The organism is Glutamicibacter sp. St.4D3, assembly GCF_059728615.1.
This window is the reverse complement of record NZ_AP039380.1, coordinates 2,611,193-2,632,926: the sequence shown is the minus strand read 5'-3', so window position 1 is coordinate 2,632,926 and position 21,734 is coordinate 2,611,193. Positions and strand designations below refer to the sequence as shown.

The window sequence follows — 21,734 nt, the reverse complement described above, 5'->3', positions numbered from 1 at the left end:
GAAATCTGCGGAAGGGCGGGTCTCGGCGCGCCCCTGAACCGTTTTTGGACTGATGCCAGTGAACACCACCGACAAGGTAGATTTCTCAACTACTTCCCGTATGATCCGTCGCGCCATTGACGAGCGCGACATGGCCGAACTGTCCCGGGTGCTGGACGCCCTGGAGGTCCCCGAGGTGCTTGAGCACCTGGAAAGCCTGCCGCTGAAGGACTCGGCGATCGCCTACCGGATGCTGCACAAGGACCGGGCCATGGACGTCTTCGAGATGCTCGACGCCCCCGTGCAGGCCGAACTGCTCGAGGCCATGCAGGGCCACCCGGTCACCGAGGTCTTTGCCGCGATGGACCCCGATGACCGGGTGGCGCTGCTGGATGAGCTTCCCGCCCAGGTCGCCGCGAAACTGCTGCAGGGCCTGGGGGAGCGTGAACGGCGTGAAACCAATGTGCTGCTGGGCTACTCCTCCGGGGTGGTGGGCCACGTGATGAGCCCGAACTTCGTCACCACCCACCCCGGTCTCAGCGTCGCCCAGACGATGCGGCGCATCCACCGGGTCATGGACGATGTGGAAAGCATCTACACCGTGCTGATCACCGACGGCGCGCGGCGCCTGGTCGGGGTGATCAGCCTGCGTGAACTGATGGGGGCCGATGATGAGCAGCTGGTCGGCGAACTGGCCAGCGAGCCCTACACCGCCACCGCCAACGAACCGGTGGCGGTCGCTGCGCGGCGCACCATCGACACCCGGGTGATGGTCATGCCCGTGCTCGACCTGGAGGAACGGGTCGTGGGGGTGCTGACCATCGACGATGCCATCCGGCTGATCGACCTGGAGGAAGAGGAGCGCTCGGCGCGCGGGGCCGGCACCGAGCCGCTGCGCCGCCCCTACCTGACCACCCCGATCCGCTCACTGGTCAAGTCCCGGCTGGTGTGGCTGCTGGTGCTGGGCATCGGCGCGACCCTGACCGTGCAGGTGCTCTCCAGCTTCGAGGAGACCCTGGAGTCCATGGTGGTGCTCAGCCTGTTCATCCCGCTGGTGGTGGGCATCGGCGGGAACACCGGCAACCAGGCGGCCACCACCGTGACCCGCGCCCTGGCGGTTGGGGACATCCGGGTGGCGGACCTGGGCCGGGTGCTGCTGCGCGAGGTGCGCGTGGGCGGGATCCTGGGGTTGTGCCTGGGCTCGCTGGCGCTGCTGATCGCCAGCCTGGTCTTTGACCTGCAGGTGGCGGTGATCATCGGCGTCACCCTGGTGGCGTTGTGCACGATCGCCGCGGCGGTGGGCGGGATCATGCCGATCATCGGCAAGCTGCTGCGGGTGGATCCGGCGGTGTTCTCCAACCCGTTCATCTCCACGTTTGTCGATGCGGCCGGGCTGGTCGTGTACTTCAGCGTCGCCATGAGCGTGGTGCAAAACTTCGGCGGGATGTAGCGGCGCTGGGGTGTGACACCGCCAACATTTGGGCGCCAAGCGCGTGCGGTACGGAATAATGCCGCCGGCCGCGGTGTCACACCTAGCATGGCGCAAAGCAAACTCTTCACCCCCATCACCATTCCCACCCGCGACGGGCAGGGCCTTGAGCTGCGCAACCGCGTGGTGCTGGCCCCGATGTGCCAGTACGCGGTCGACGCCCGCGACGGGGTGCCCACCAGCTGGCAGCTGGTGCACCTGGGCTCGATGGCCCACGGCGGGTTCTCCCTGATCCACACCGAGGCCACCGCGGTCGCCGCCGAGGGGCGGATCTCGGATCGGGATGCCGGGCTGTGGAACAACGAACAGGAGCGGGCCTGGGCGCCGATCGTGGACTACGTCCACTCCCACGGCGCGAAGATCAGCGTGCAGCTGGCCCACGCCGGGGCGAAGGCCTCCACCTACGCCTGGCTGCCCGGCCCGGCGAAGGACGGCAAGACCGGCAGCATCGGCGAGCAGGACGGCGGCTGGCAGACCTATACCTCCAGCCCCTCTGACCTCTACGGGCTGGCCCCGTCCACCGCAATGAGCATCGAGCAGATCCAGCGTTCGGTGCGCGACTGGGCGGCGGCCGCGCAGCGGGCCGACGTTGCCGGGTTCGACGCGATCCAGATCCACGCCGCCCACGGCTACCTGATCCACCAGTTCCTCTCCCCGCTGTCCAACACGCGCACCGACGAGTACGGCGGCAGCTACGAGAACCGGGTGCGCTACCTGAAGCAGGTGGTGCAGGCGGTGGCCGAGGTCTGGCCGCAGGAGAAGGTGCTGGGCATCCGCTTCTCCGGGGAGGACTGGGTGCCGCAGGGCTGGGGGATTGCGGACACGGTGCGCCTGGCCGGGGAGCTGTACCAGATGGGGGTGCGGGCCTTTGACGTCTCCAGTGCCGGGATCGGCGCCTTCCACGGCCCCAGCGGCCCGGGCTACCAGGTGCCGCTGGCCGCCGCCGTGCGCCAGGGGCTGCCGCAGGACGCGTTCGTCACCGCCGTCGGGGCGATTACCGACCCGGTGCAGGCCGAACAGGTCCTGGTCACCGGCGCTGCGGACGGGGTGAGCATCGGACGGGCCGCGCTGGGCGACCCGCAGTGGGCCAACCGCGCCGCGCACACCCTACAGGCCGAACCTGCCATCCCACCGCATTACTGGCGCGGGCGCTGGTAGTTCCCTCAAAGGCACCGCAGAACCGGTCTTCTGCGGTGCCATGATCCGTTGCGATGGGGCAGACTGGCAAGACACCAGCTGATGAGCCGCACCTCTTCCGGGGAACCACTTGGGGTGTTAGGTTAGTCACACGGATCTAGTCGCTGCGCGACTGCAACGGTCGCGTGCGGAAGGGAGTCAGCATGGCACTGCGCGCGGATTCTAATGGAATCGACGCTTCGCTCTATCGAAAGACCGGCTCTTGGAGCACTGTTTTGGCAGATGCTTCGCTGGGAACCACGGCGGCGCAGGAGGCCGCTGACCGGCTACCTGATGAAGTTGCCAAGACCCTCAAAAGTCAGCAAGCGGATCCTCGCGACATCTCAGCAATGACCGAAGCCCTGCAGCCGGTCGAGGGGCTGCGCGCCCCGGTGGCCCGCATGGTTGCCGTCCACGACGGACAGGTGGTGCTCAATGAAATCATCCCGGGCCTGAAGGTGGAAAACACCGCGGTGGACACCGGACCGTTCCCGAACTTTGTGGCCCTGGCCCGCGCCCGCGGCGGGGCCTTCTCCTATCTGGTGGCCGAGGCCGGGCGGGCCGGCGGTGAAGTGCACCTGTACAACACCACCTCCCCGGAACGGGTCGCCAGCCGGGGCATCGTGGGCGTGCCGGAGGAAACCCACGTGGCCCGCAAGGTGCCCGGGGAATACGACCAGCCCAAGAACCAGGCCGCGGCCGAAGAAATGGCCCGGCGCAACGCCGAGGAGGTCGCCGACCTGATCCGGGAGATGGCGCACGATAACTACGTGCGGCTCATCGTGATCTCCGGGGATGTGAAATCCCGGGAGATGGTGCGCGACTATGTGCACTCCTCGCTGCGGCCCCTGGTGGCCATGCTGGAGGCCAATACCCGCACCGGCGGGGCCGACCGCAACGCCGTGGACGCGGAAATCCGCAAGCTGGTGGATACCGTGACCGCGACCGAGCTGGAGACGCTCTCCCAGCGGGTGGCCGACAACTCGGGCAACTCGCGGGCGAACCTGGCCCTGGGCATCAACGAGGTGGTGGAGGCCCTGCAGCAGGCGCAGGCCGACACGATCCTGGTCAGCCAGTACCAGGATGAGCACACGTTGCGGGCCCTGAGCGCCGAACCCTGGGTGGCGGTGGAGGATGATCCGAACCACGCCGAACTGGTCATCGGCCAATGGCCGGCGCCTGAGGTGCTGCTGCGGGCCACCGCGCTGACCGATGCGACCATCCGCTACGTCCCCGACGGGCTGCTGCCCAACGGGGTGGGCATCGCTGCCCTGCTGCGCTGGCCGCGCAACAACCACTGATCCCACTAGTCCCAAGGCGTGAGCATTACCCAATGCTCACGCCTTTTCCCTGCCCGCCGCCGACCAGGGCGCCAGGGGCGGCGCTTAGCTGCCGGGCTGTTGCTCCGGCGGGTCCTCGGTTCCCTGCCCCGCAGTGCCCGGTCCCTGCTGCGGTGGGTTCGGGTACGGCGGAAGCTGTTCGGCCGGCGGCGCCCAATAGGCGCCCGTGGGGTGCCCGGGGTGCGGGGCCTGGCCCGGCGGGTAGTTCCCCTGGGCCGGGTGCCCCGGCACCGGGTACTGCTGCTCCGGGTACTGCTGCTGGTGGTACTGCGGGAAATGCGGGTGACCGCCGGTTGACCACGGCACCAGGTATTCCGGCTGCGGCGGCAGCGGAGCCGACCCGGCGGTGCGCTGCACGCCGAAACGATTGGCCAGGCGCACCAGCAGGAAGGTCAGGACCGCGGTCAGCACCAGTGAGGGCAGCAGGGCCGCGAGGGATCCCTCGGTGGCGTTCATGTCCATCAGCCCGGCCGCGCCCATCAGGAACAGGAGCACGTTGTTCACCACGTGCATCCCGATGGCCGCCTCCAGCCCACCCGTGCGCCAGGTGAGATAGCCGGCGGCCAGCGCGAAGGCCGCCACATCCAATAGGCCGTAGACGTCGTAGAGGTGCCCGAAGACGAACAACGGCAGGGGCAGCAGGATCGCGAACAGCGGATGTTTCAGCCAGCCGCCGATGATCTGCATCAGCATCCCGCGGAACAGGTACTCCTCGGCCAGTGCCTGGAACGGCACCAGCAGCAGCACCAGGATTACCATCAGCACCGGGGAATCGGGCACGCTCTGGGCGGGCACCGGCGCGGAGGGCAGCACCCCGGTCTTTTCCAGCAGCAGCCCGCCGCCAAAGTAGAGCAGGTACACCCCCAGCGCCGCACCCAGGCACACCGCCAGCCAGCGGAAGCGCAGCCTGCCGGTCACCGACCACAGCAGGCCCACCGGCTTGGGGCCCAGCAGCAGGTAGGCGAAGAAGCAGGCCGGGATCAGCAGGATGAGCGAGAGCATGGTCAGGATGAAATCCGAGGGATTGCTCATGTCCAGTGCCAGTTCCTCGCTGGCCGCCAACGGGTCGCCGGTGCCGGTGTCCATCCACGCGGTGGGGGAGGCCAGCATCATCGCGATCATGGCGATGACGATCAGGACCGTGAGCGCCAGATAGAAGCCCAGGGTGGTGCCGCCCACTGCCAGCGGCCGCCACCACCGGTACTGCCGGTCGCGGCGCATCAGGCGGTGAAAGGCGTAGCGGGGTTCGGTATGCGGATCGGCGCCCGCAGGGGAAGGCGAAGGCTCAAGGCGATCTGGCTGGCTGGTCATAAGGCAATTCTCGCTGGTGCGGTGGGGTAAACCCATGAACCTTTGGGTGGATTTGTTTGCTCATCCCCTCGGACGTTACCGCACGGGCGGTGCGCGATTCGCCGCTGCCCTGGCCCCGGCGCGCTGGCTACACTGGTGCGGGCACCATTGCGCATCGTCTTCGATGGGGTGCCGCGACATCCGGGCACGCAGCGGCCCATTTCGGGCAGGACGACAAAGGCAGGCACGTGGGCCATCACCATCACGAACATTCGCAGATCCTCTTGGATCCCCGGCGCCGCAAGCGCGCCTCGATCATCCTCTGGGCGCTGCTGGCGCCGGTGGGAGCCATTGCGCTGGTGATGGTGATCGTGCTGTGGCCCCAGGGAAACTACGATCGCTTCGCGCTCAGCGGCCCGATGGACACCAGCGGGTCGGTGCAGATGTCCACCGGCACGGTCACCCGCACCGAGTCGCAGATCTGCCCCTCCAGCCAGGGGCTGGACGAGGTGGGCGGCAAGGAGCTGCAGTGCCCGGTCACCTACGTGATGCCCGACGGCGGCGGGGCGGAGATTCAGCTGGAGGTGCCGCCCGAAACGCTCAGCTCCCGGGATGTGGGTTCCGGGGATCGGGTGCGCTACCTGGATTTGGCGGGGGCCAGCACCGAGGCGGTGCCCTATGTCTTCGTCGATTTCGTGCGCACTACGCCGATGGTGCTGCTGGCCCTGGCCTACGCGCTGGTGGTGGTGCTGGTCGCCGGGTGGCGTGGCGGGCGGGCACTGATCGGGCTGCTGGGCGGGGTGGCGTTCATGATGATGTTCATGGTCCCGGCCCTGCTGGAGGGGCAGAACCCGGTGCTGGTGGCGCTGGTGGGTTCCACGGTGATCATGTTCGGGGCGCTGTATTTTGCCCACGGCCTGAACGCGAAGAGCTCCACGGCGCTGCTGGGCACCCTCTTCGGGCTGGGCGTCACCGCCTGGCTGGCCGTGTGGCTGACCGATGCGGCGGCGTTGACCGGGGCCACCGATGAGCACGCGATGACCCTGTCCACGGTGGCGCCGCAGGTGTCGTTAACGGGGCTGCTGATTTGCGGGCTGCTGATCGGCGGGCTGGGGGTGCTCAACGACGTGACCATCACCCAGTCCGCCACCGTCTGGGAACTGGCCGAGGCCGCGCCGCGGGCCACGGCCCGCGAACTGTTCGCCAAGGGGATGCGCATCGGGCGGGACCACATCGCCTCCACCGTGTACACGATCGCCTTCGCCTACGCCGGGGCGGCGCTGCCGATCCTGGCGATCGCGGCGCTGAGCAACCAGGGGGTGGGCAGCACGCTGAGCACCGGGTCGATGGCCGAGGAGGTCATCCGCATCCTGATTGGCTCGATCGGGCTGGTGCTGGCGATCCCGGTGACCACGCTGATCGCGGTGCTGGTGGTCAAGGCCACCGGAACCGGGGGAGCCCATGGGACCCTGCCGCGGGCCCGGCGAGCCGGCACCGAAACCGCTGGTGCGAACCATTCTCACATTAATGTAGAATAGTTCTCATTAGTGATTCTTTGGAATGGAGCCGCCCGTGACCGCACGCCACCTGACCCCGACGCTTCTGCTGCTGCCGGTGGGCGCACTGATCCTGGCCGGGTGCGCCCAGGGCAGCGCCCAGTCCCCGCAGGAGCAGCAGAACCCCGATGCCATTGAGGTGGTCGCCACCACCAACGTTTACCGTGACATTGCCCAGCGCATCGGCGCCGACCGCGTGCAGGCCACCGAGATCATCTCCTCCCCGGCCCAGGACCCGCACTCCTATGAGCCCACCGCACGGGACAAGCTGACCATTTCCAAGGCCGAGGTGGTGTTGGCCAACGGCGGCGGCTACGACGCCTTCATGGACCAGCTGATCTCCTCGATGCCCTCCGAACAGGTGGCCCAGCAGATCCACGCCGTGGACACCTCGCCCGAGGCCGTCGAAGAGAGCGCCGAGGCCGGGCACGATGAACAGGGAGAGCACGAGCACGAGCATGGCGGGCATGAGGGCCACCAGCATGCCGGGTACAACGAGCACGTCTGGTTCGACCTGGACTCGATGCAGGCCCTGGGGGAGCGGTTGGCCAGCGAGTTCGGCAAACTCGACCCGCAGCACGCCGAGCAGTTCCAGGCCAACGCCGAGCAGTTCAGCACCGAGCTGCAGGAGCTGAAGGACCGGGCGGCGGCCGCCGGGCTGGACGGCAAGAGCTTTGCGATGACCGAGCCGGTGCCCTTCTACCTGCTGAAGGACGCCGGGATGCACGACGCCACCCCGCAGGGGCTGAGCGAAGCGGTCGAGGCCGGCGGCGACATTCCGCCGCAGACCCTGAAGAAGATGAACGATGCGCTCGCCGACGGACAGATTGACCTGTTGGCCTACAACATCCAGACCGAGGGGCACGACAGCGTCGCGATCCGCTCCACCGCCGAGGCCCATTCGGTGCCGGTGGTCGACTTCGCCGAGACCATGGGCCCGGATGAGGACTACGTCGGCTGGATGGGCGCCCAGGTCGATGACCTGGCCGCCGCGGCAGGCAAATAGCGCAGGAGCCCCCCGAGCCGGCGGTCGAGCCGGCGGTCGAGCCGGCGGTCGCATCGGCCCGTGGAGCACCGGCCCGTGGCGCGCCGGGCAGGGCGGGCGCGGTGGTTCCGTAGACTTAAGCCATGTCCCTGATCACCCGACAACTGCGCCTGGCCGTGGGCCGGGCCCGAGCCCTGGCCGCCGAACCGGCGGTGCGCCGCAGCATCAACGCCCAGCACCGGGAACTGCGCCATGCGCACACGGTCCTGTTCTTCTCCGAACCGCCCAGCCAGATCTACCAGCTGCAGGTGTGGCTGCGTCCCTTCGAGGCCCTGGCCGAATCCGGGGCGCGGATCGGAATCGTGGTGATGAACGCGCTCACCGCCCGCCAGCTGCTTCAGATGACCGGGCTGCCGGTGTTCTTCTCCCGCTCCATGGAACAGGTCGAGCAGCGCCTGGCCAAGGCCGGGACCAGGACCATCTGCTACGTGAACAACGCGCAGGGCAACTTCACGATGCTGCGGATGAACGGCCCGCTGCACGTGCACCTGAACCATGGGGAGAGCGAGAAGATCTCCATGGTCTCCAACCAGCTCAAGGCCTACGACCGGGTGGCGGTGGCCGGGCCGGCGGCCATCGAGCGCATCACCGCGCACATCCCGCGCTTTGACCCGGCCGCGCTGGTGCCGATCGGGCGCCCACAGCTGGATGGGATTACCCGCACCACCGGGCTGCGCCGGCTGCGGGTGCTCTACGCCCCCACCTGGGAGGGCGATTCGAAGGCGATGGGCTACACCTCGCTGGAAACCCATGGCGCCCAGCTGCTGGAGGCGTTGGCCGGGGACGAGCGCATTGAGCTGCGCTTCAGGCCGCACCCGAAGACCGGGGACACCTCGGCGCCGGTGGGCAAGCTGCTGGCCGGGCTGCGCCGGGAGTACGCCGCGCACCTGGACCCGGTCGCCGACCCCGGCCAGTCCCTGGCCGAAAGCGACGTGGCGATCTGCGACATCTCGGCGATGGCCTATGACGCGATCGCGCTGAATGTGCCGCTGCTGGCGGTTGGCAGCCAGGACTGCGAACTGACCCGCCGGCTGCCGGCCGACCAGCTGCTGGGCTCCGCGGCGGCGGGCCAGGACCTGGCCGAGCGGGTCCTGGAACTGGGCCGGGCCGGCAGTGCCGGGCAGCAGGAGCTGGCCAGCTACTTCTTCGCCACCACCACCCCGGGGCAGGCCACGGAGCTGCTGGGCCGGCTGGTCTGCGGCTCCTAGCGCTGGCGGAACACCGTGTCCTGCCACGGGCGGTGCGCGGCCCGTTCGTGGGAGAGCAGCACGTGCTTGATGTTCGTGTACTCGTCGAAGGAGTACTGGCTCATGTCCTTGCCCTGCCCCGAGGCCTTGTAGCCGCCGTGCGGCATCTCGGAGATGATCGGGATGTGCTCGTTGATCCACACACAGCCTGCCTCGATCTCCGCCGCGGCGCGCAGGGCCCGGTTCACATCCCGCGTCCAGGCGCTGGCCGCCAGGCCATAGGGGGTGTCGTTCGCCAGGGTGATCGCCTCATTGTCCGTGTCAAAGGGCAGGGCGACCAGCACCGGGCCGAACACCTCCTGCTGCACGATCGCCGAATCCTGCCGGGCCCCGGTGATCAGCGTGGGACGGAAGAATGAGCCGGGGCGCGGTAGCCGGGTTCCGCCGGTGCGCACCGTGGCGCCCTGGGCGAGCGCCTGGTCCACCATGGCGGCGACCCGGCGCAGGTGGGTGTCGCTGATCAGGGACCCCATGTCCGTGTCCGGGTCCGTGGGATCTCCCACCACCATGGTTTCCATCAGCTCGGTGACCCGGGCGGTGAACGCCTCGAAGACCGAGCTGTGCACGTAGGCGCGGGTGGCGGCCGTGCAGTCCTGCCCGGCGTTGATGGTGCAGGCGGCCACCGCGCCGTGTGCCGCGGCCTCCAGGTCCGCGTCGTCGAACACCACGAACGGGGCCTTGCCGCCCAGTTCCAGGTGCACCCGCTTGCCGGTTTCCGCGGCCAGGGCCATGATGCGCCGGCCCACCGCGGTGGAACCGGTGAAGGAGCTCATCCGCACCAGCCGGTGGCCCACGAGCTGTTCACCCACGCTCGGCCCCGGACCGACCACCACGTTGATCACCCCGGCCGGCAGCCCGGCGGCGTGGGCGGCCTCGGCGAAGAGCAGCGTGGTGCCGGGGGTGAGCTCACTGGGCTTGAGCACGATGGTGTTCCCGGCGGCGATCGCCGGCAGGATCTTCCACGCGGCCATCTGCAGCGGGTAGTTCCAGGGGCAGATTGACCCGATGACCCCGACCGGCTCGCGGCGCACCATTGAGGTGGAGTTCCCGGCGTAGTCCCCGGCCGCCAGGCCCTGCAGGTGGCGCGCCGCCCCGGCGAAGAAGTTCACGTTGTCGATGGAGCCGGGCACGTCGAACTCGGTGGACATGCGGATGCTCTTGCCGGTCTGCGCGGTTTCCACCGCGGCCAGCAGTTCGGCCCGGGATTCCAGTTCGCGCGCCAGCGCCAGCAGGTGCCCGGAGCGTTCGCCGGGGGTCAGCCGCGACCAGGGCCCGAAGGCGGTGTGGGCCGCGCGCACCGCATCCTCCACGTCCTCGGCGCTGGCGTAGTCGATGGTTTCCAGGACGGTGCCGGTGGCGGGATTGATCCGCTCCACCCGCTGGCCGCCGCCGCGGCGCCAGGCACCGTTGATGAACTGGTGGCCGTGGGGGAAGTCGTAGCTGCGCATCTGGGGTCCCTTTCCTGGGGGTGGTCGTTAATGGGTCCGGCCGCGGGCCGGTGCCGGCGCGAAGTTCTAGGAGTCGAAACCCATGCCGAGCTTGTCCATGGCCTTCAGGAACAGGGAGCGTTGGCCCTGGTTGCGGTCGGCGCGGGCCAGCTGCCCGGTCATCAGCTTCACCCCGAGCCAGGCGGCCGGTTCGGGCGGGAATGGGATCGGCTTGCGGCGCACCATCTCAAGTCCGGTCAGCTCGGTCGGCTTCCCCGAAAGCAGGTCCAGCATCACCTTCGCCCCGAAGCGCGTGGCCCCCACCCCCAGGCCGGTGTAGCCGGCCGAGTAGGCCACCTTCCCGCCGTAGGCGCTGTCGAAGAATGCGAAGAAGCGTGAACAGGTGTCGATCGCCCCGCCCCAGGCGTGGGAGAAGCGCACCTGGCCCAGCTGCGGGAAGCTGCCCAGGAAGTGGGCGGCCAGCTTTTCGAAGGTCGCCTCGGAGCGGTCGTAGCTGGAGCGGATCCGCCCGCCGAAGTGGTAGAGCGCGTCGTAGCCGCCGTAGAGCAGCCGGAAGCCGCCCTCGGCGTCAATGGTGGGGCGCACGTAGTGGAAGCGGTTGTTCATGTCGGACAGGCCCACCAGCTTCTCCCAGCCCAGCGCCGCCCGCTGCCCGGGGCTGAGCGGTTCGGTCATCAGCGCGTAGTCGTAGACCGGGATGGTGTGCAGCCGGTGCCGGGACAGCAGCGAGGGGAAGGCGTTGGTGGCCAGGGCGACGCGTTCGGCCTGCACCTGTCCGCTGGGGGTCAGCACGCGCAGGCCGCCCTCCACCGGCGCCAGCGCTTCGGCGCGGGTGTGCTCGTGGATCTGCACCCCCATCTCGGCGCACACCCGGGCCAGCTCCCAGGCCAGCTTGGCGGGGTGCACGAGCACCCCGTCGGTTTCGCTGTACAGTCCGGCCTTGAAGTCCGGGGAGTTGATCCAGCCGCGCACCTGATCGGGGCCCAGGTAGAGCGTGTCGGGGTGTGCCGCGTGCTCCTCGCGCAGCCATGGGACCTGGTGGTCCTCGGTGGCCACGGTGAGGATGCCGTCCTTGATCAGCTCCACGTCCATGTTGTAGCGGGAGATGGTCTCCAGCAGCTCCAGCAGGTTTTCCTCACCGAGCTCGGTGAGCCGGGCGTTCTCCCGGGGCAGGTGCTGTTCGCCGTTGGATTCGCCGTGCACCAGGGAGGCCTCGCAGAACCCGCCGTTGCGTCCCGACGCGGCCCAGCCGATGCGTTCGGCCTCCAGCAGGATGACGCTGCGCTGCGGGTCGCGCTCCTTGGCCTGCAGGGCGGTCCACAACCCGGTGTAGCCTCCGCCGATGACCAGCAGGTCGCAGGAGGCGGGACCTTCCAGGGCCGGGTGCGGGTCCGGGCGCAGCGGGGTGTCGAGCCAGTAGGACGTGTGCCGGGCCCCGGCCAGTGACTGGCGGATGCGTTCGGGGTCGATTTCGGCCTCGTGCCGATCAAAGCTCAGCGGGCCGGTGGCGGGGGTGGATGGGGTGGCGGTCACGGGCAGGTTATCCCTTGTCGAGGTCGGTGAACGGGTGGGCGAAGGCGGGCCCGTTCATCGCCAGCGTTGGAAGTGGTGGGATGACCAGTGTGGTCGCAGCGGGGGAGGGGTGCTCAGTGGGAGCCGGAGGCTGGCCACGCTTATCCCTCTTCCCCACAAGGATCACGGTTGAATGTGTAATGAATGTGATTCATTACACATTCAACCGCGGTGGCCGGCGGACTGTCAAGACCCGGAGGGCACCAGGGGCGCGGCCGCCGGGACGGCGCGCGCGCTCCGGGTGCTGCGGTGTGCCACGGCGCACCCGGCGGCGTTGCGGGCCGCGGTGGAACCGCGGACCCGGCGCCCGGCGCTGATCCCCAGGGCGCAGCCGAACATCAGGGCGAATTCGGCCAGCGCGATCACCAGCATCCACAGGTGCCCGTCCGCATGGCCGCCGGAAGCCGCGGCATGCGCCCCGTGACCGGCGTGCCCCAGCGGCAGGCCCAGCACCATCACGACGTGCGCAATGCCCATGGCCGCGCTCATCAGCAGCAGCCCCAGCAGCTGCCCGGTGCGCAGGGCGTCCACCGAACACTTCAGGCACCAGAGGGTCATCACGCCCAGGGCGATGACCCAGCCCGGCGAGTGGGGCAGGGCCAGCAGCATCAGCACGTGGGCGGCCGCCAGCGCCGCGGCGCCGCCGGCCAGCACCCAGGTGCCCGCGGTTCGCCTAGTTTCCGCCGCCACAGCACTCGGCCTCACCACTGGAGCAGCAGCCGTGCTTGACCGGCTCGGGCACATCCAGCACCGGGGAGCGGTCAAAGAAGCCCTCGGGGCGGATCTTGAACCCGACCGAGTCCACCGGCATGATCGGCCAGTCCTCGGTGCGCGGGAAGTGGGTCAGCGCAAAGGTGTGCCACAGGCTGATGTCCTGGGTGTCCACGCTGTGGTCATCGGCGATCCAGTCGTTGATCCCCTCCACGCCCGGGTTCTGGTTCACGAAGTCGCCGGTCGGGTAGCGGTGCCCGGCCTCGCGCTTGGTGACCCACAGCGCCTTGGAGGCAAAGGTGGCGCGCTTGTGGATCGAGGAGCCCTCGGCGGCCAGCAGGGTGGGCAGGCCCTGCGGGTGCAGCTTGAAGCCCACCGGCTTGCCCAGGTAGTTCTTCGATTCCGGGTTGGTGACCACCCAGGAGCGCCCGGCGGGCATGTTCGCATCGCGCACCGCCTGCTTGGCGGTGGACAGCACCGTGTGGCTGCGGCTGAACGCGTTGCCGCGCGGGTTCTCCTGGCTGATCGGCAGGCGCACCGCCTCCTCCTCGATGACCTGGCTCGGCCCGCCATCCAGCGCGAAGTCCAGCCGGGCGCCGAAGATGTGCTGGTGGAACGGGGCCCCCAGGCCCGGGGCCATCTCCGAGGCAAAGCGCTCGTCGCGCATCGCGGAGGTGAACACGATGCCGGTGGCCTTGGCCTCGAATTCGATGGTGCCATCCAGGTACAGGTACCAGTAGAAGCCGTAGTCGTAGTTGCCCACGGTGGTGAAGAAGCTGATCACCAGGCGGCGGTTGCGTCGGGTGTACTTCACCCCGGACCAGTCATCGGAGTGCTTGGAGAGGATCGAGGAGTCCTCCTCGTGCATGCAGATGCCGTTGTGGATGGTGCGGGCCTCGCCGTCGGCGGTGGCCACCACCGGGGAGATGTAGTGGATTTCGCCCAGGCAGTCGCAGCCCAGTTCCAGGGAGTTGGCCATGCGTCCGATCAGGTACTCGCCGGTGTCGAAGTAGTTCTGCCAGCTGCGCACCGGGGAGGGGTCGCCATAGGGCACGACCATCTCGGCGATCGAGGCGCGGTCCAGGATGCGTCGGCGCTGGCCCTTGTCGTCGAAGGCGATGTTGTACAGCACCAGGCCCTCGCGCATGTCGAAGCCCACATCCAGGCTCCACTTCTCCCACTCGACGTGGTTGCCGTCGGTGACGGTGAAGCTGGGGCCCTCCGGCTGGGTGATCAGCAGCGGCTTCTGGGTGTCGCGGATCGGGCCGGTGAGCTCGGGGTCGGTGTAGTTGCCGTGGTCGGCCGGGATGTCCACCGGTCCAAAGTCCAGGATCTGGTCCACCTTGCCGGCGACGGTGTCGATGTAGACGACCAGCCCGTCCACCGGGTGGGCCCAGGCCGAGTCCTCGGCGAAGTCCTGGCGGAAGGCCAGCCCGCGCAGGATGCGCCGCCCGGACTCCTGCGGGTACTCAAAGACGCCGGCGGACAGCGGCGCGACGCGCACCTGCTCGACGGTGAGGTTGCGCTTGGCCAGCGCCTGGATCCAGCCTTCGTCCGCGGCCACGATGGCCTCGACCTTTTCGAACTCCTCCTCCAGCACCGGCAGCTGCCCCACGGCCGCCGCGTCGATCTCGGTGACCTGCTCGATCTCGTTGCGGGTCAGGTCCAGCACCACGTCCTTGGGCTCATTCAGCGCCGAATCCATGAGCATGACCCGCACCCGGCGGGCCGGGGCCTGAGGGTTCGGGTCCTCCAGTCCCAGGTAGGCGATGCGGGTGGAGGCGGTGAACAGGTTGTTCTCCTGCAGCAGCCGGCGGGCGGCGGCGATTTCCTCGGCGCCCAGCAGGGTGTAGTCGACGGTGCGGGTCTTCATGTGATGCAACCTTCCAGGGAGTGTGAAGCGAAACACTTTTAATTCTCTACGTGTAGAGAATACGGATTTGTGGAGTGCTTCACAAGGGGGCGCGGGATATTTCTGCCCCGGCCCTAGACTGGTGACATGCCCAAGATCGTTGACCATGAGCAGCGCCGCCGCGAAATCATCGAAGTCACCTGGCGCTTCATTGCCCAGCAGGGCTTCGACAAGCTGAACCTGCGTGATTTGGCCGCCGCGGCCGGTTACGCCAACGGGGGGCTCAAGCCGTACTTCCCCACCCGCAACTCGCTGCTCTCGGCCACGTTCAACTTCGTGTTCAACTCCACCGGGCGGCGCATCGCCCGCACCACCCGGGGCCTGGCGGGAATGGCTGCCATCCGCGCCTTCGCCGCCGAGGTGCTGCCGCTGGATGAGGAGCGCCGCGACGAGTCCCGGGTGGTCATCCACTTCTGGCACGTGGCCCTGCAGGATGAGAAGATGGCGCAGCTGAACGCAAACTCCATGGATGACTGGCGCCGCCAGCTCGATGGCTGGCTGCACCAGGTGCCGGGCCTGGACCCGCAGCGCGTGGAGGTGGCGCGCAATGCGCTGATGACCTTCCTGCTCGGGGCGCAGATCACCGCCGTGCTGGACCATGCGGGCAACTCGCGCCAGCAGCTGCTGGCGCAGCTGGACTACCTGCTCGAATCCCTGCATTAGCCCCCGGGGCGCAGCGGCGGCAGGTGACAGCGACGAAAATCTGCCGTACATTCAACGTGACGCGCACTACAGGGGCGGTGCCGGCGCCGGAAGGAGAGGGATGTACCAGTTTCAGCACGTGGATTCGCACACCGCCTGGTCGGACCTGGTCTCCCAGTCCTTCGTTCCGCTGCGCAGCGAAGCGGTGTCCTCCGGCCGGTTCCGCGCCAGCCTGGCCACGAACATGCTTGGCGGGATCGGGATGATGCGCATCAGCGCCAAGCCCCACGCCGTGCAGCGCACCGAACCGCTGGCGGCGGCCGGGGACGGGAAGTACTTCAAGGTTTCACTGCAGCTGACCGGGCATGGGCTGCTGGTCCAGGACGGACGCCAGGTGCTGCTGGCCCCCGGGGAACTGGCCATCTACGACACCCAGCGGCCCTATTCGCTGGCCTTCGAACGCGAGGCGACCACCATGGTGGTCATGATCCCGCACGAGCAGTTCCGCCTGCCCCAGGAGCAGGTCCACCAGATCACCGCCGTGAAGCTGGACGGACGCCATCCGCTGGCCGGCACCGTCACCCCGCTGCTGCACCACCTGGGCGAGCACCTGGACCAGTGGGATGAACACGGCGGCGCGCCGCTGGCGCGCAACGCCTCGGACCTGCTGGCCACGGCGCTGGGCGGGGTGCTGACCCCGGCCAGCCCAGCCGGGGACAAGCAGCGCCAACGCCAGCGCATCCAGGAGTACATCCGAACCCGGCTGGCCGATCCGGCGCTGTGCCCCGGCAGCATCGCCGCCGCGCACTACCTTTCGGTGCGCAGCCTGCACGCCCTGTTCGCCGCCGAGCCCCGGCCGGTCGGCGCCCTGATCCGCCACCAGCGCATGGAACTGGCCGCCGAACTGCTGGCGGACCCAATGCTGGCCCAGGTGCCGATCCAGGCGATCGGCGCGCGGGTGGGCCTGCCCGATGCGGCCGGCTTCGCCCGGGCCTTTGCCGCCCACCACGGGGTGAGTCCCAGCCGCTACCGGCAGCAGCTCGCCGGCTAGGGCCCGCCGCGCCGCTCCCGGATTTTCACCGCCCACAGGCCAGGTCTGCACCCGATGCCAAGTGGTGTGCGCGCAATGCCAAGACACCTGCGGCGCCCCTCACAGATGCTGGGATGGTCATCGTTTGGAATGGGGAAAAGCAATGGGTATCGAACAGCGCACGTTGACCGTGCCGGCCCTCGTTGTCATGATCATCGCGGCCAGCGCGCCGCTGACGGTGGTCGCCGGCGGGGTGAGCACCAACTTCGCCGTCACCGGGCTGCTGGGGGTGCCCCTGTCCTTCGTCGTGCTCGGGGCGATCCTGCTGGTGTTCGCCATCGGCTACACCGCCATGAGCCGGCATGTGAGCAACGCCGGCGCCTTCTACGCCTACATCGCCCAGGGGCTGGGCAAGCCGGCCGGGGTGGGTGCCGCGATGGTGGCGGTGGTCAGCTACAACCTGATGCAGATCGGCATCTACGGGCTGTTCGGCTTCGCCGCGGCCTCCTTCGTCAACGCGGTGCTGGGCACCGCGATCCCGTGGTGGGTGTGCGCCCTGGTCGCCTGGGCGCTGGTGGCCATGCTGGGGGTGAACCGGGTGGACTTCTCCGCCAAGGTGCTGGGCATCGTGGTGGGCCTGGAGTTCCTGGTGGTGATCATCTTCGACGTGGTGGCCGTGGCCCAGTCCCCGCAGGGGGTCAGCAGCACCGGTTTTGCCACCGGGGACCTGTTCATGCCCGGCATCGGCGCGGTGCTCGCGTTCTCGATTGCCGCGTTCATGGGCTTTGAGTCCGGCACGATCTACAACCAGGAGGTCAAGGACCCCAAGCGCACCGCGCAGCTGGCCACCATCATCGCGGTGAGCATCATCGCCTGCTTCTACGCCCTGTCCTCCTGGGCGGTGCTGGTGGCCCTGGGGCCGGACCAGGTGGTGGGCGCCTCCCAGGAGCACGGCCCGGATCTGATCTTCGTGTTCCTGGCCAGCCATGCGCCGGGCTGGTTCATCGACCTGGCCAACCTGCTGTTCATCACCAGCCTGTTCGCCGCGCTGCTGGCCTTCCACAACGTGGTGGCCCGTTACTTCTACGCGATGGGCCGCGGCGGCGCGCTGCCCCGGTTCCTGGCCCGCACCTCGGCCCGCACCCAGGCCCCGCTGGCCGGCTCGCTGACCCAGTCGGTGCTGGCGCTGCTGGTGATCGCGGTGTTCGCCGTGATCTCCACCGGCAAGGATCCGATGTTCATCGTGCTGACCATGTTCACCTGGATGACCAATTCCGGGGCCTACGGGCTGGTGCTGCTGATGGCGCTGACCTCCTTCGCGGTGGTCGGGTACTTCGCCCGGCGGCGCATTGAGGCCTCGCTGCTGACCAGGGTGATCGCCCCGATCGCCGCGGGGATCGCCTTGAGCTATGTGTTCACCCAGATCGTGGTGAACTTCGATGTGCTGATCGGGATGGAGGAGGCCGGGCCGCTGCAGTACGTGCTGCAGGCCGTGGTGCTGCTGCCCGGGGTGCTCGGCTTCCTGATCGCCGTCATCGCCCGCCGTTCCCGGCAGGACCAGCACGACCCGGCCCGCGATGAGGTGCCGGCCCACCGCGGCTAGGCCCCGGCCGGCCGCCACCACCTCGTACCGCCGGCACCGCCTGCACCGGGTGCCTGTCCTCCCGGTGCGCCGCTGGCATGATTGAACCAAGACCCACCTGCGGGATCACCCGATCCAGGGCCCGCAACAGACCGAGTCGAAGGAGTTAGCAATGACTACCGCCAACACCGAAGTACAGTACGCGAACGCCGAGCAGCTGCTGGCCGCGATCCAGCCGGCCTCCGGGGGCACCGAGGTCCACGACCCGGCCACCGGGGAACTGGTGGGCCGCGTGGCCGAAGGCACGGCCACGGACCTGGACGCCGCCGTCGAGTCCGCCCGTGCCGCCCAGCCCGGCTGGGACGCCCTGGGCCATGAGGAGCGCAAGCGTCTGCTGAACGCGGCCGCCGACGCCATCGAGGCCAACGCCGAGGCGCTGGCCGAACTGCTCTCCCGGGAGCAGGGCAAGCCGCTGAACGGGCCGAACGCCCGCTTCGAGGTCGGCGGGGCGGTGGGCTGGCTGCGCGCCGCCACCGCCTATGAGGTGGAGCCGGAGGTCGTGGTCGATGACGGGCAGACCCTGGCGGTCAAGCACTACCGGGCGCTGGGCGTGGTGGGCGCGATCGGCCCGTGGAACTGGCCGATGATGATTTCAATCTGGCAGCTGGCCCCGAGCCTGCGCATGGGCAACACCGTGGTGATGAAGCCCAGCGAGTACACCCCGCTGTCGGTGGTGGCCCTGGTGCACGTGATCAACCAGGTGCTGCCCCAGGGCGTGCTGCACGTGGTGCCCGGCGGGCGTGAGGTGGGGGAGAAGCTCTCCAGCCATCCGCAGATCGCCAAGATCATGTTCACCGGCTCCACCCGCACCGGCAAGGCGATCATCCGCTCCTCCGCGGACACGGTCAAGCGCCTGACCCTGGAACTGGGCGGCAACGACGCCGGCGTGGTGCTGCCGGACGTGGACCCGGCAGCGGTGGCCGAGGACCTGTTCTGGGGAGCCTTCATCAACACCGGGCAGACCTGCGCGGCCCTGAAGCGCCTCTACGTGCCCGAGGCGATCTACGACCAGGTGTGCGACGCGCTGGTTGAGGTCGCCGGCAAGATGCCGATGGGGGTGGGCCTGGAGGAGCAGAACGTGCTCGGCCCGCTGCAGAACAAGGCCCAGTACGACATCGTCGCGGACCTGGTGCAGGACGCGGTGGACTCCGGGGCGCGGGTGCTGCTGGGCGCCAACCCGGATGGGCAGGCGGCCGGCTACTTCTACCCCACCACCCTGGTGGCGGACATCGACCCGCAGAACCGCCTGGTCACCGAGGAGCAGTTCGGCCCGGCCCTGCCGATCGTGAAGGTCAAGGACGTGCAGGAGGCGATCGAGCTGGCGAACTCGCTGGAGGTGGGCCTGGGCGCCTCGGTCTGGTCCGCCGACAAGGCCAAGGCCCAGGAGGTCGCCGCGCAGCTGCAGGCCGGCACCGTGTGGATCAACTCGCACGGCACCATTGACCCACGGGTGCCGTTCGGCGGGGCCAAGCAGTCCGGCTACGGGCTGGAGTTCGGCCTGGACGGGCTGAAGTCCCTGGCCCAGCCGCAGATCATCAAGAGCTAGCGCCAGGCTGCGCCCACCGGCGCCGGTCACGGGAAACCGTGTCCGGCGCCGGTGGCCGTTAACGTGCGGTGCGGCGGGGCCGAAACCGGGTGGGGCCAGGCTCAGGGCTTGGGGTTGTGGTGGTACCAGATGTCCTCAATGAACGGTTCGCTGCCGGCGCGCAGCATCACGATGCTGTCCGGGAAGCGGGTGCCGTCGGGCAAGGTGATGTCGATGGTGGCCCAGGAGCCGTTCCAGTAGCCCAGTTCGAAGCTGCTGGGGTGGTAGCGCTGGACGATGTTCGCCTCAAGGTGGCGTGTTGAGCGCTCGTAGCCGTTCCACGACAGGGCGCCAAAGACGGCCGCGATCAGCAGCGCCACACCGCCGGTGAGCAGCTGGACGCGGATGGAGGAGCGGGCCTTCCACGTCTGTTCCCCGTCGCGCAACCGGCTGAACCGGCGTCGGCGGAACAGCCCGTGCAGCAGCAGCGGAATGCCAAAGACCACCAGGATGCCCGCGATCCCCAGATGCATCATCGGGGTGAGGTAGTCCACCTCAGCGTATGTCCGTGCATCCATGATCCAAATCTAGTGCAGCGGATCACCCTGTCAAGGGTTGCCGCCACGCCGGGAACAGCACCGCGGTCCGGGCCCCTGGCCTGTGCCAGGGACCCGGACCGCGGTGTTCTTCCGGGCCGTGCCGGATTTTGCGTCTATTCCTCGACGAAGCGGTCGGCCACGATGAGGGCCTGTTCCAGCCGGTCCAGTGCCTCGATGAGCACCTCGTCGGGGATGTTCATCGCCGGGACGACGTGCAGCCGGTTGAAGTTGGCCATGGGCAGCAGGCCGGCGGACTTCGCCGCGGTGACCACCTCGTTCATCTGCGGCGAACTGCCCCCGTAGGGGGCCAACGGTTCTCGGGTGGCCCGGTTCTTGACCAGTTCGATCGCCCAGAACACCCCCGTGCCGCGCACCTCGCCCACCGCCGGGTGCTCGGTGGCGAACTGGCGCAGCCGCGGCCCGATGATCTCATCGCCCAACCGCTTGGCGTTGGCGATCATGCCCTCGTCCTCCATGGCGTTGATCGTCGCCACCGCCGCGGCGCAGGCCAGCGGGTGCCCCGAGTAGGTCAGCCCGCCGGGGTAGACCTGCTCGCGGAAGGTCTCGAAGATCGGTTCGCTGATCGCCACCCCGCCCAGCGGCACGTAGCCGGAGTTCACGCCCTTGGCGAAGGTGAGCAGATCCGGGGTGACGTCCCAGTGGTCCAGGGCGAACCATTCACCCGAGCGCCCGAAGCCGGCCATGACCTCGTCGGCGATGTACACGATCCCGTATTTGCGGGTCAGTTCGCGCACCCCCTGCAGGTAGCCGGGCGGGGGCAGGTAGATGCCCGCGGTGCCGGGGATCGTTTCCAGGATCAGCGCGGCAATGGTGCCCGGGCCCTCCAGGATGATCGTGTCCTCCAGGTGCTTCAGCGCCCGCTCGGTTTCCTCCGCCTCGGTGGTGGAGTTGAAGTAGGAACGGTACGGGTAGGCCGGGAAGAAGTGCACCACCCCGTCGGTGGCCTTGTCCGAGGCGAAGCGCCGCGGGTCCCCGGTGATGTTCACCGCCATGTGGGTGCCGCCGTGGTAGGAGCGGTAGGCCGAAAGCACCTTGTTCCGCCCGGTGTGTAGCCGCGCCATGCGCACCGCGTGCTCCACCGCGTCCGCCCCGCCATTGGTGAAGAAGATCTTGTTCAGATCCCCGGGGGTGCGTTCGGCGATCAGCCGGGCCGCCTCGGAGCGCACGTCGCTGACGTGCTGCGGGGCGATCGTGGCGATCTTGGCGGCCTGCTCCTGGATGGCGGCGATGACCTTGGGGTGCTGGTGGCCGATGTTGGTGTTCACCAGCTGGCTGGAGATGTCGATGAGCTTGCGCCCCTCGCCGTCCCAGACGTGGGAGCCCTCGGTCTTCAGGATCGTCATCGGGCTGAACGGGCCCTGGGCCTGCCAGGAGTGGAAGACGTGCGCCTTGTCCAGCTCGTAGGCGCGCCGGCCCGCGGCGATTTGCTCGGCGGAGAGATCGCTGGTCAGTTGTTCGGTCATGAGTTCTATCCTTTACTCAACGAAACGCGTTGGGTGACGTGCGCCGG

At 68.8% G+C, this 21,734-nt stretch carries 17 protein-coding genes; 10 read left to right on the top strand and 7 right to left on the bottom strand.

Annotated elements, in window-relative coordinates:
- Positions 1-100 precede the first annotated feature (100 nt).
- The 3 genes from mgtE (at position 101) to AC6I21_RS12160 (ending at position 3,945) form a co-directional block, all read left to right on the top strand.
- Entirely contained in the window at positions 101-1,429 is a 1,329-nt protein-coding gene (gene mgtE / locus AC6I21_RS12170; RefSeq protein WP_497762469.1) for a magnesium transporter, read from the top strand.
- 87 nt (positions 1,430-1,516) lie between these two features.
- Entirely contained in the window at positions 1,517-2,626 is a 1,110-nt protein-coding gene (locus tag AC6I21_RS12165) for an oxidoreductase (protein ID WP_346922674.1), read from the top strand.
- A 368-nt stretch (positions 2,627-2,994) separates the two neighbouring features.
- Positions 2,995-3,945, top strand: a complete 951-nt coding sequence (locus tag AC6I21_RS12160; RefSeq protein WP_497762468.1) for a baeRF2 domain-containing protein — start codon at positions 2,995-2,997, stop codon at positions 3,943-3,945.
- A gap of 84 nt (positions 3,946-4,029) precedes the next feature.
- Here AC6I21_RS12160 and AC6I21_RS12155 read toward each other — a convergent pair whose 3' ends face one another.
- Positions 4,030-5,295 carry a CPBP family intramembrane glutamic endopeptidase gene (locus AC6I21_RS12155; protein ID WP_497762467.1) on the bottom strand — a complete coding sequence of 422 codons (1,266 nt, stop codon included), beginning with the start codon at positions 5,293-5,295 and terminating at the stop codon, positions 4,030-4,032.
- Between the two features lie 227 nt (positions 5,296-5,522).
- Between AC6I21_RS12155 and AC6I21_RS12150 the strand changes: the two genes are divergently transcribed.
- The 3 genes from AC6I21_RS12150 to AC6I21_RS12140 all read left to right on the top strand — a co-directional run bounded on the left by AC6I21_RS12150 (position 5,523) and on the right by AC6I21_RS12140 (position 9,083).
- Positions 5,523-6,812, top strand: a complete 1,290-nt coding sequence (locus AC6I21_RS12150) for a YibE/F family protein (protein ID WP_497762466.1) — start codon at positions 5,523-5,525, stop codon at positions 6,810-6,812.
- Between the two features lie 34 nt (positions 6,813-6,846).
- On the top strand, positions 6,847-7,836 hold the full coding sequence (locus tag AC6I21_RS12145) for a metal ABC transporter solute-binding protein, Zn/Mn family (RefSeq protein WP_171021211.1): 990 nt from the start codon (positions 6,847-6,849) through the stop codon (positions 7,834-7,836).
- Between the two features lie 122 nt (positions 7,837-7,958).
- A complete protein-coding gene (locus AC6I21_RS12140; RefSeq protein ID WP_497762465.1) occupies positions 7,959-9,083 on the top strand; it encodes a CDP-glycerol glycerophosphotransferase family protein in 1,125 nt (374 codons plus the stop codon).
- On the opposite strand, the gene AC6I21_RS12135 is transcribed toward AC6I21_RS12140, so the two are convergent.
- The 4 genes from AC6I21_RS12135 to AC6I21_RS12120 all read right to left on the bottom strand — a co-directional run bounded on the left by AC6I21_RS12135 (position 9,080) and on the right by AC6I21_RS12120 (position 14,726).
- On the bottom strand, positions 9,080-10,570 hold the full coding sequence (locus tag AC6I21_RS12135) for a gamma-aminobutyraldehyde dehydrogenase (RefSeq protein WP_497762464.1): 1,491 nt from the start codon (positions 10,568-10,570) through the stop codon (positions 9,080-9,082). The genes AC6I21_RS12140 and AC6I21_RS12135 overlap by 4 nt on opposite strands.
- Before the next feature lie 66 nt (positions 10,571-10,636).
- A complete protein-coding gene (locus AC6I21_RS12130) occupies positions 10,637-12,103 on the bottom strand; it encodes an NAD(P)/FAD-dependent oxidoreductase (protein ID WP_497762463.1) in 1,467 nt (488 codons plus the stop codon).
- Between the two features lie 225 nt (positions 12,104-12,328).
- Entirely contained in the window at positions 12,329-12,832 is a 504-nt protein-coding gene (locus AC6I21_RS12125; protein WP_497762462.1) for a hypothetical protein, read from the bottom strand.
- Positions 12,816-14,726 carry a primary-amine oxidase gene (locus AC6I21_RS12120; protein WP_497762461.1) on the bottom strand — a complete coding sequence of 637 codons (1,911 nt, stop codon included), beginning with the start codon at positions 14,724-14,726 and terminating at the stop codon, positions 12,816-12,818. The genes AC6I21_RS12125 and AC6I21_RS12120 overlap by 17 nt, the downstream gene beginning before the upstream one ends.
- A gap of 126 nt (positions 14,727-14,852) precedes the next feature.
- On the opposite strand from AC6I21_RS12120, the gene AC6I21_RS12115 reads away from it, so the two are divergent.
- The 4 genes from AC6I21_RS12115 to AC6I21_RS12100 all read left to right on the top strand — a co-directional run bounded on the left by AC6I21_RS12115 (position 14,853) and on the right by AC6I21_RS12100 (position 19,625).
- On the top strand, positions 14,853-15,428 hold the full coding sequence (locus tag AC6I21_RS12115) for a TetR/AcrR family transcriptional regulator (protein WP_138176619.1): 576 nt from the start codon (positions 14,853-14,855) through the stop codon (positions 15,426-15,428).
- Between the two features lie 100 nt (positions 15,429-15,528).
- Complete coding sequence (locus AC6I21_RS12110; protein WP_171021212.1) at positions 15,529-16,458, top strand: AraC-like ligand-binding domain-containing protein; 930 nt, start codon at positions 15,529-15,531, stop codon at positions 16,456-16,458.
- Positions 16,459-16,600: 142 nt separating this feature from the next.
- Positions 16,601-18,040, top strand: coding sequence for an APC family permease (locus AC6I21_RS12105; protein WP_497762460.1), 1,440 nt, complete (start codon positions 16,601-16,603; stop codon positions 18,038-18,040).
- Positions 18,041-18,191: 151 nt separating this feature from the next.
- Positions 18,192-19,625 (top strand): aldehyde dehydrogenase family protein, encoded by a 1,434-nt coding sequence (locus AC6I21_RS12100; protein WP_497762459.1) that lies wholly within the window; start codon positions 18,192-18,194, stop codon positions 19,623-19,625.
- Between the two features lie 101 nt (positions 19,626-19,726).
- On the opposite strand, the gene AC6I21_RS12095 is transcribed toward AC6I21_RS12100, so the two are convergent.
- Together AC6I21_RS12095 and AC6I21_RS12090 are read right to left on the bottom strand one after the other, a co-directional pair.
- On the bottom strand, positions 19,727-20,182 hold the full coding sequence (locus AC6I21_RS12095; protein WP_138176630.1) for a hypothetical protein: 456 nt from the start codon (positions 20,180-20,182) through the stop codon (positions 19,727-19,729).
- 134 nt (positions 20,183-20,316) lie between these two features.
- Positions 20,317-21,687: an aspartate aminotransferase family protein gene (locus AC6I21_RS12090; RefSeq protein ID WP_497762458.1), complete on the bottom strand. Its 1,371-nt coding sequence runs from the start codon at positions 21,685-21,687 to the stop codon at positions 20,317-20,319.
- Positions 21,688-21,734: the final 47 nt, after the last annotated feature.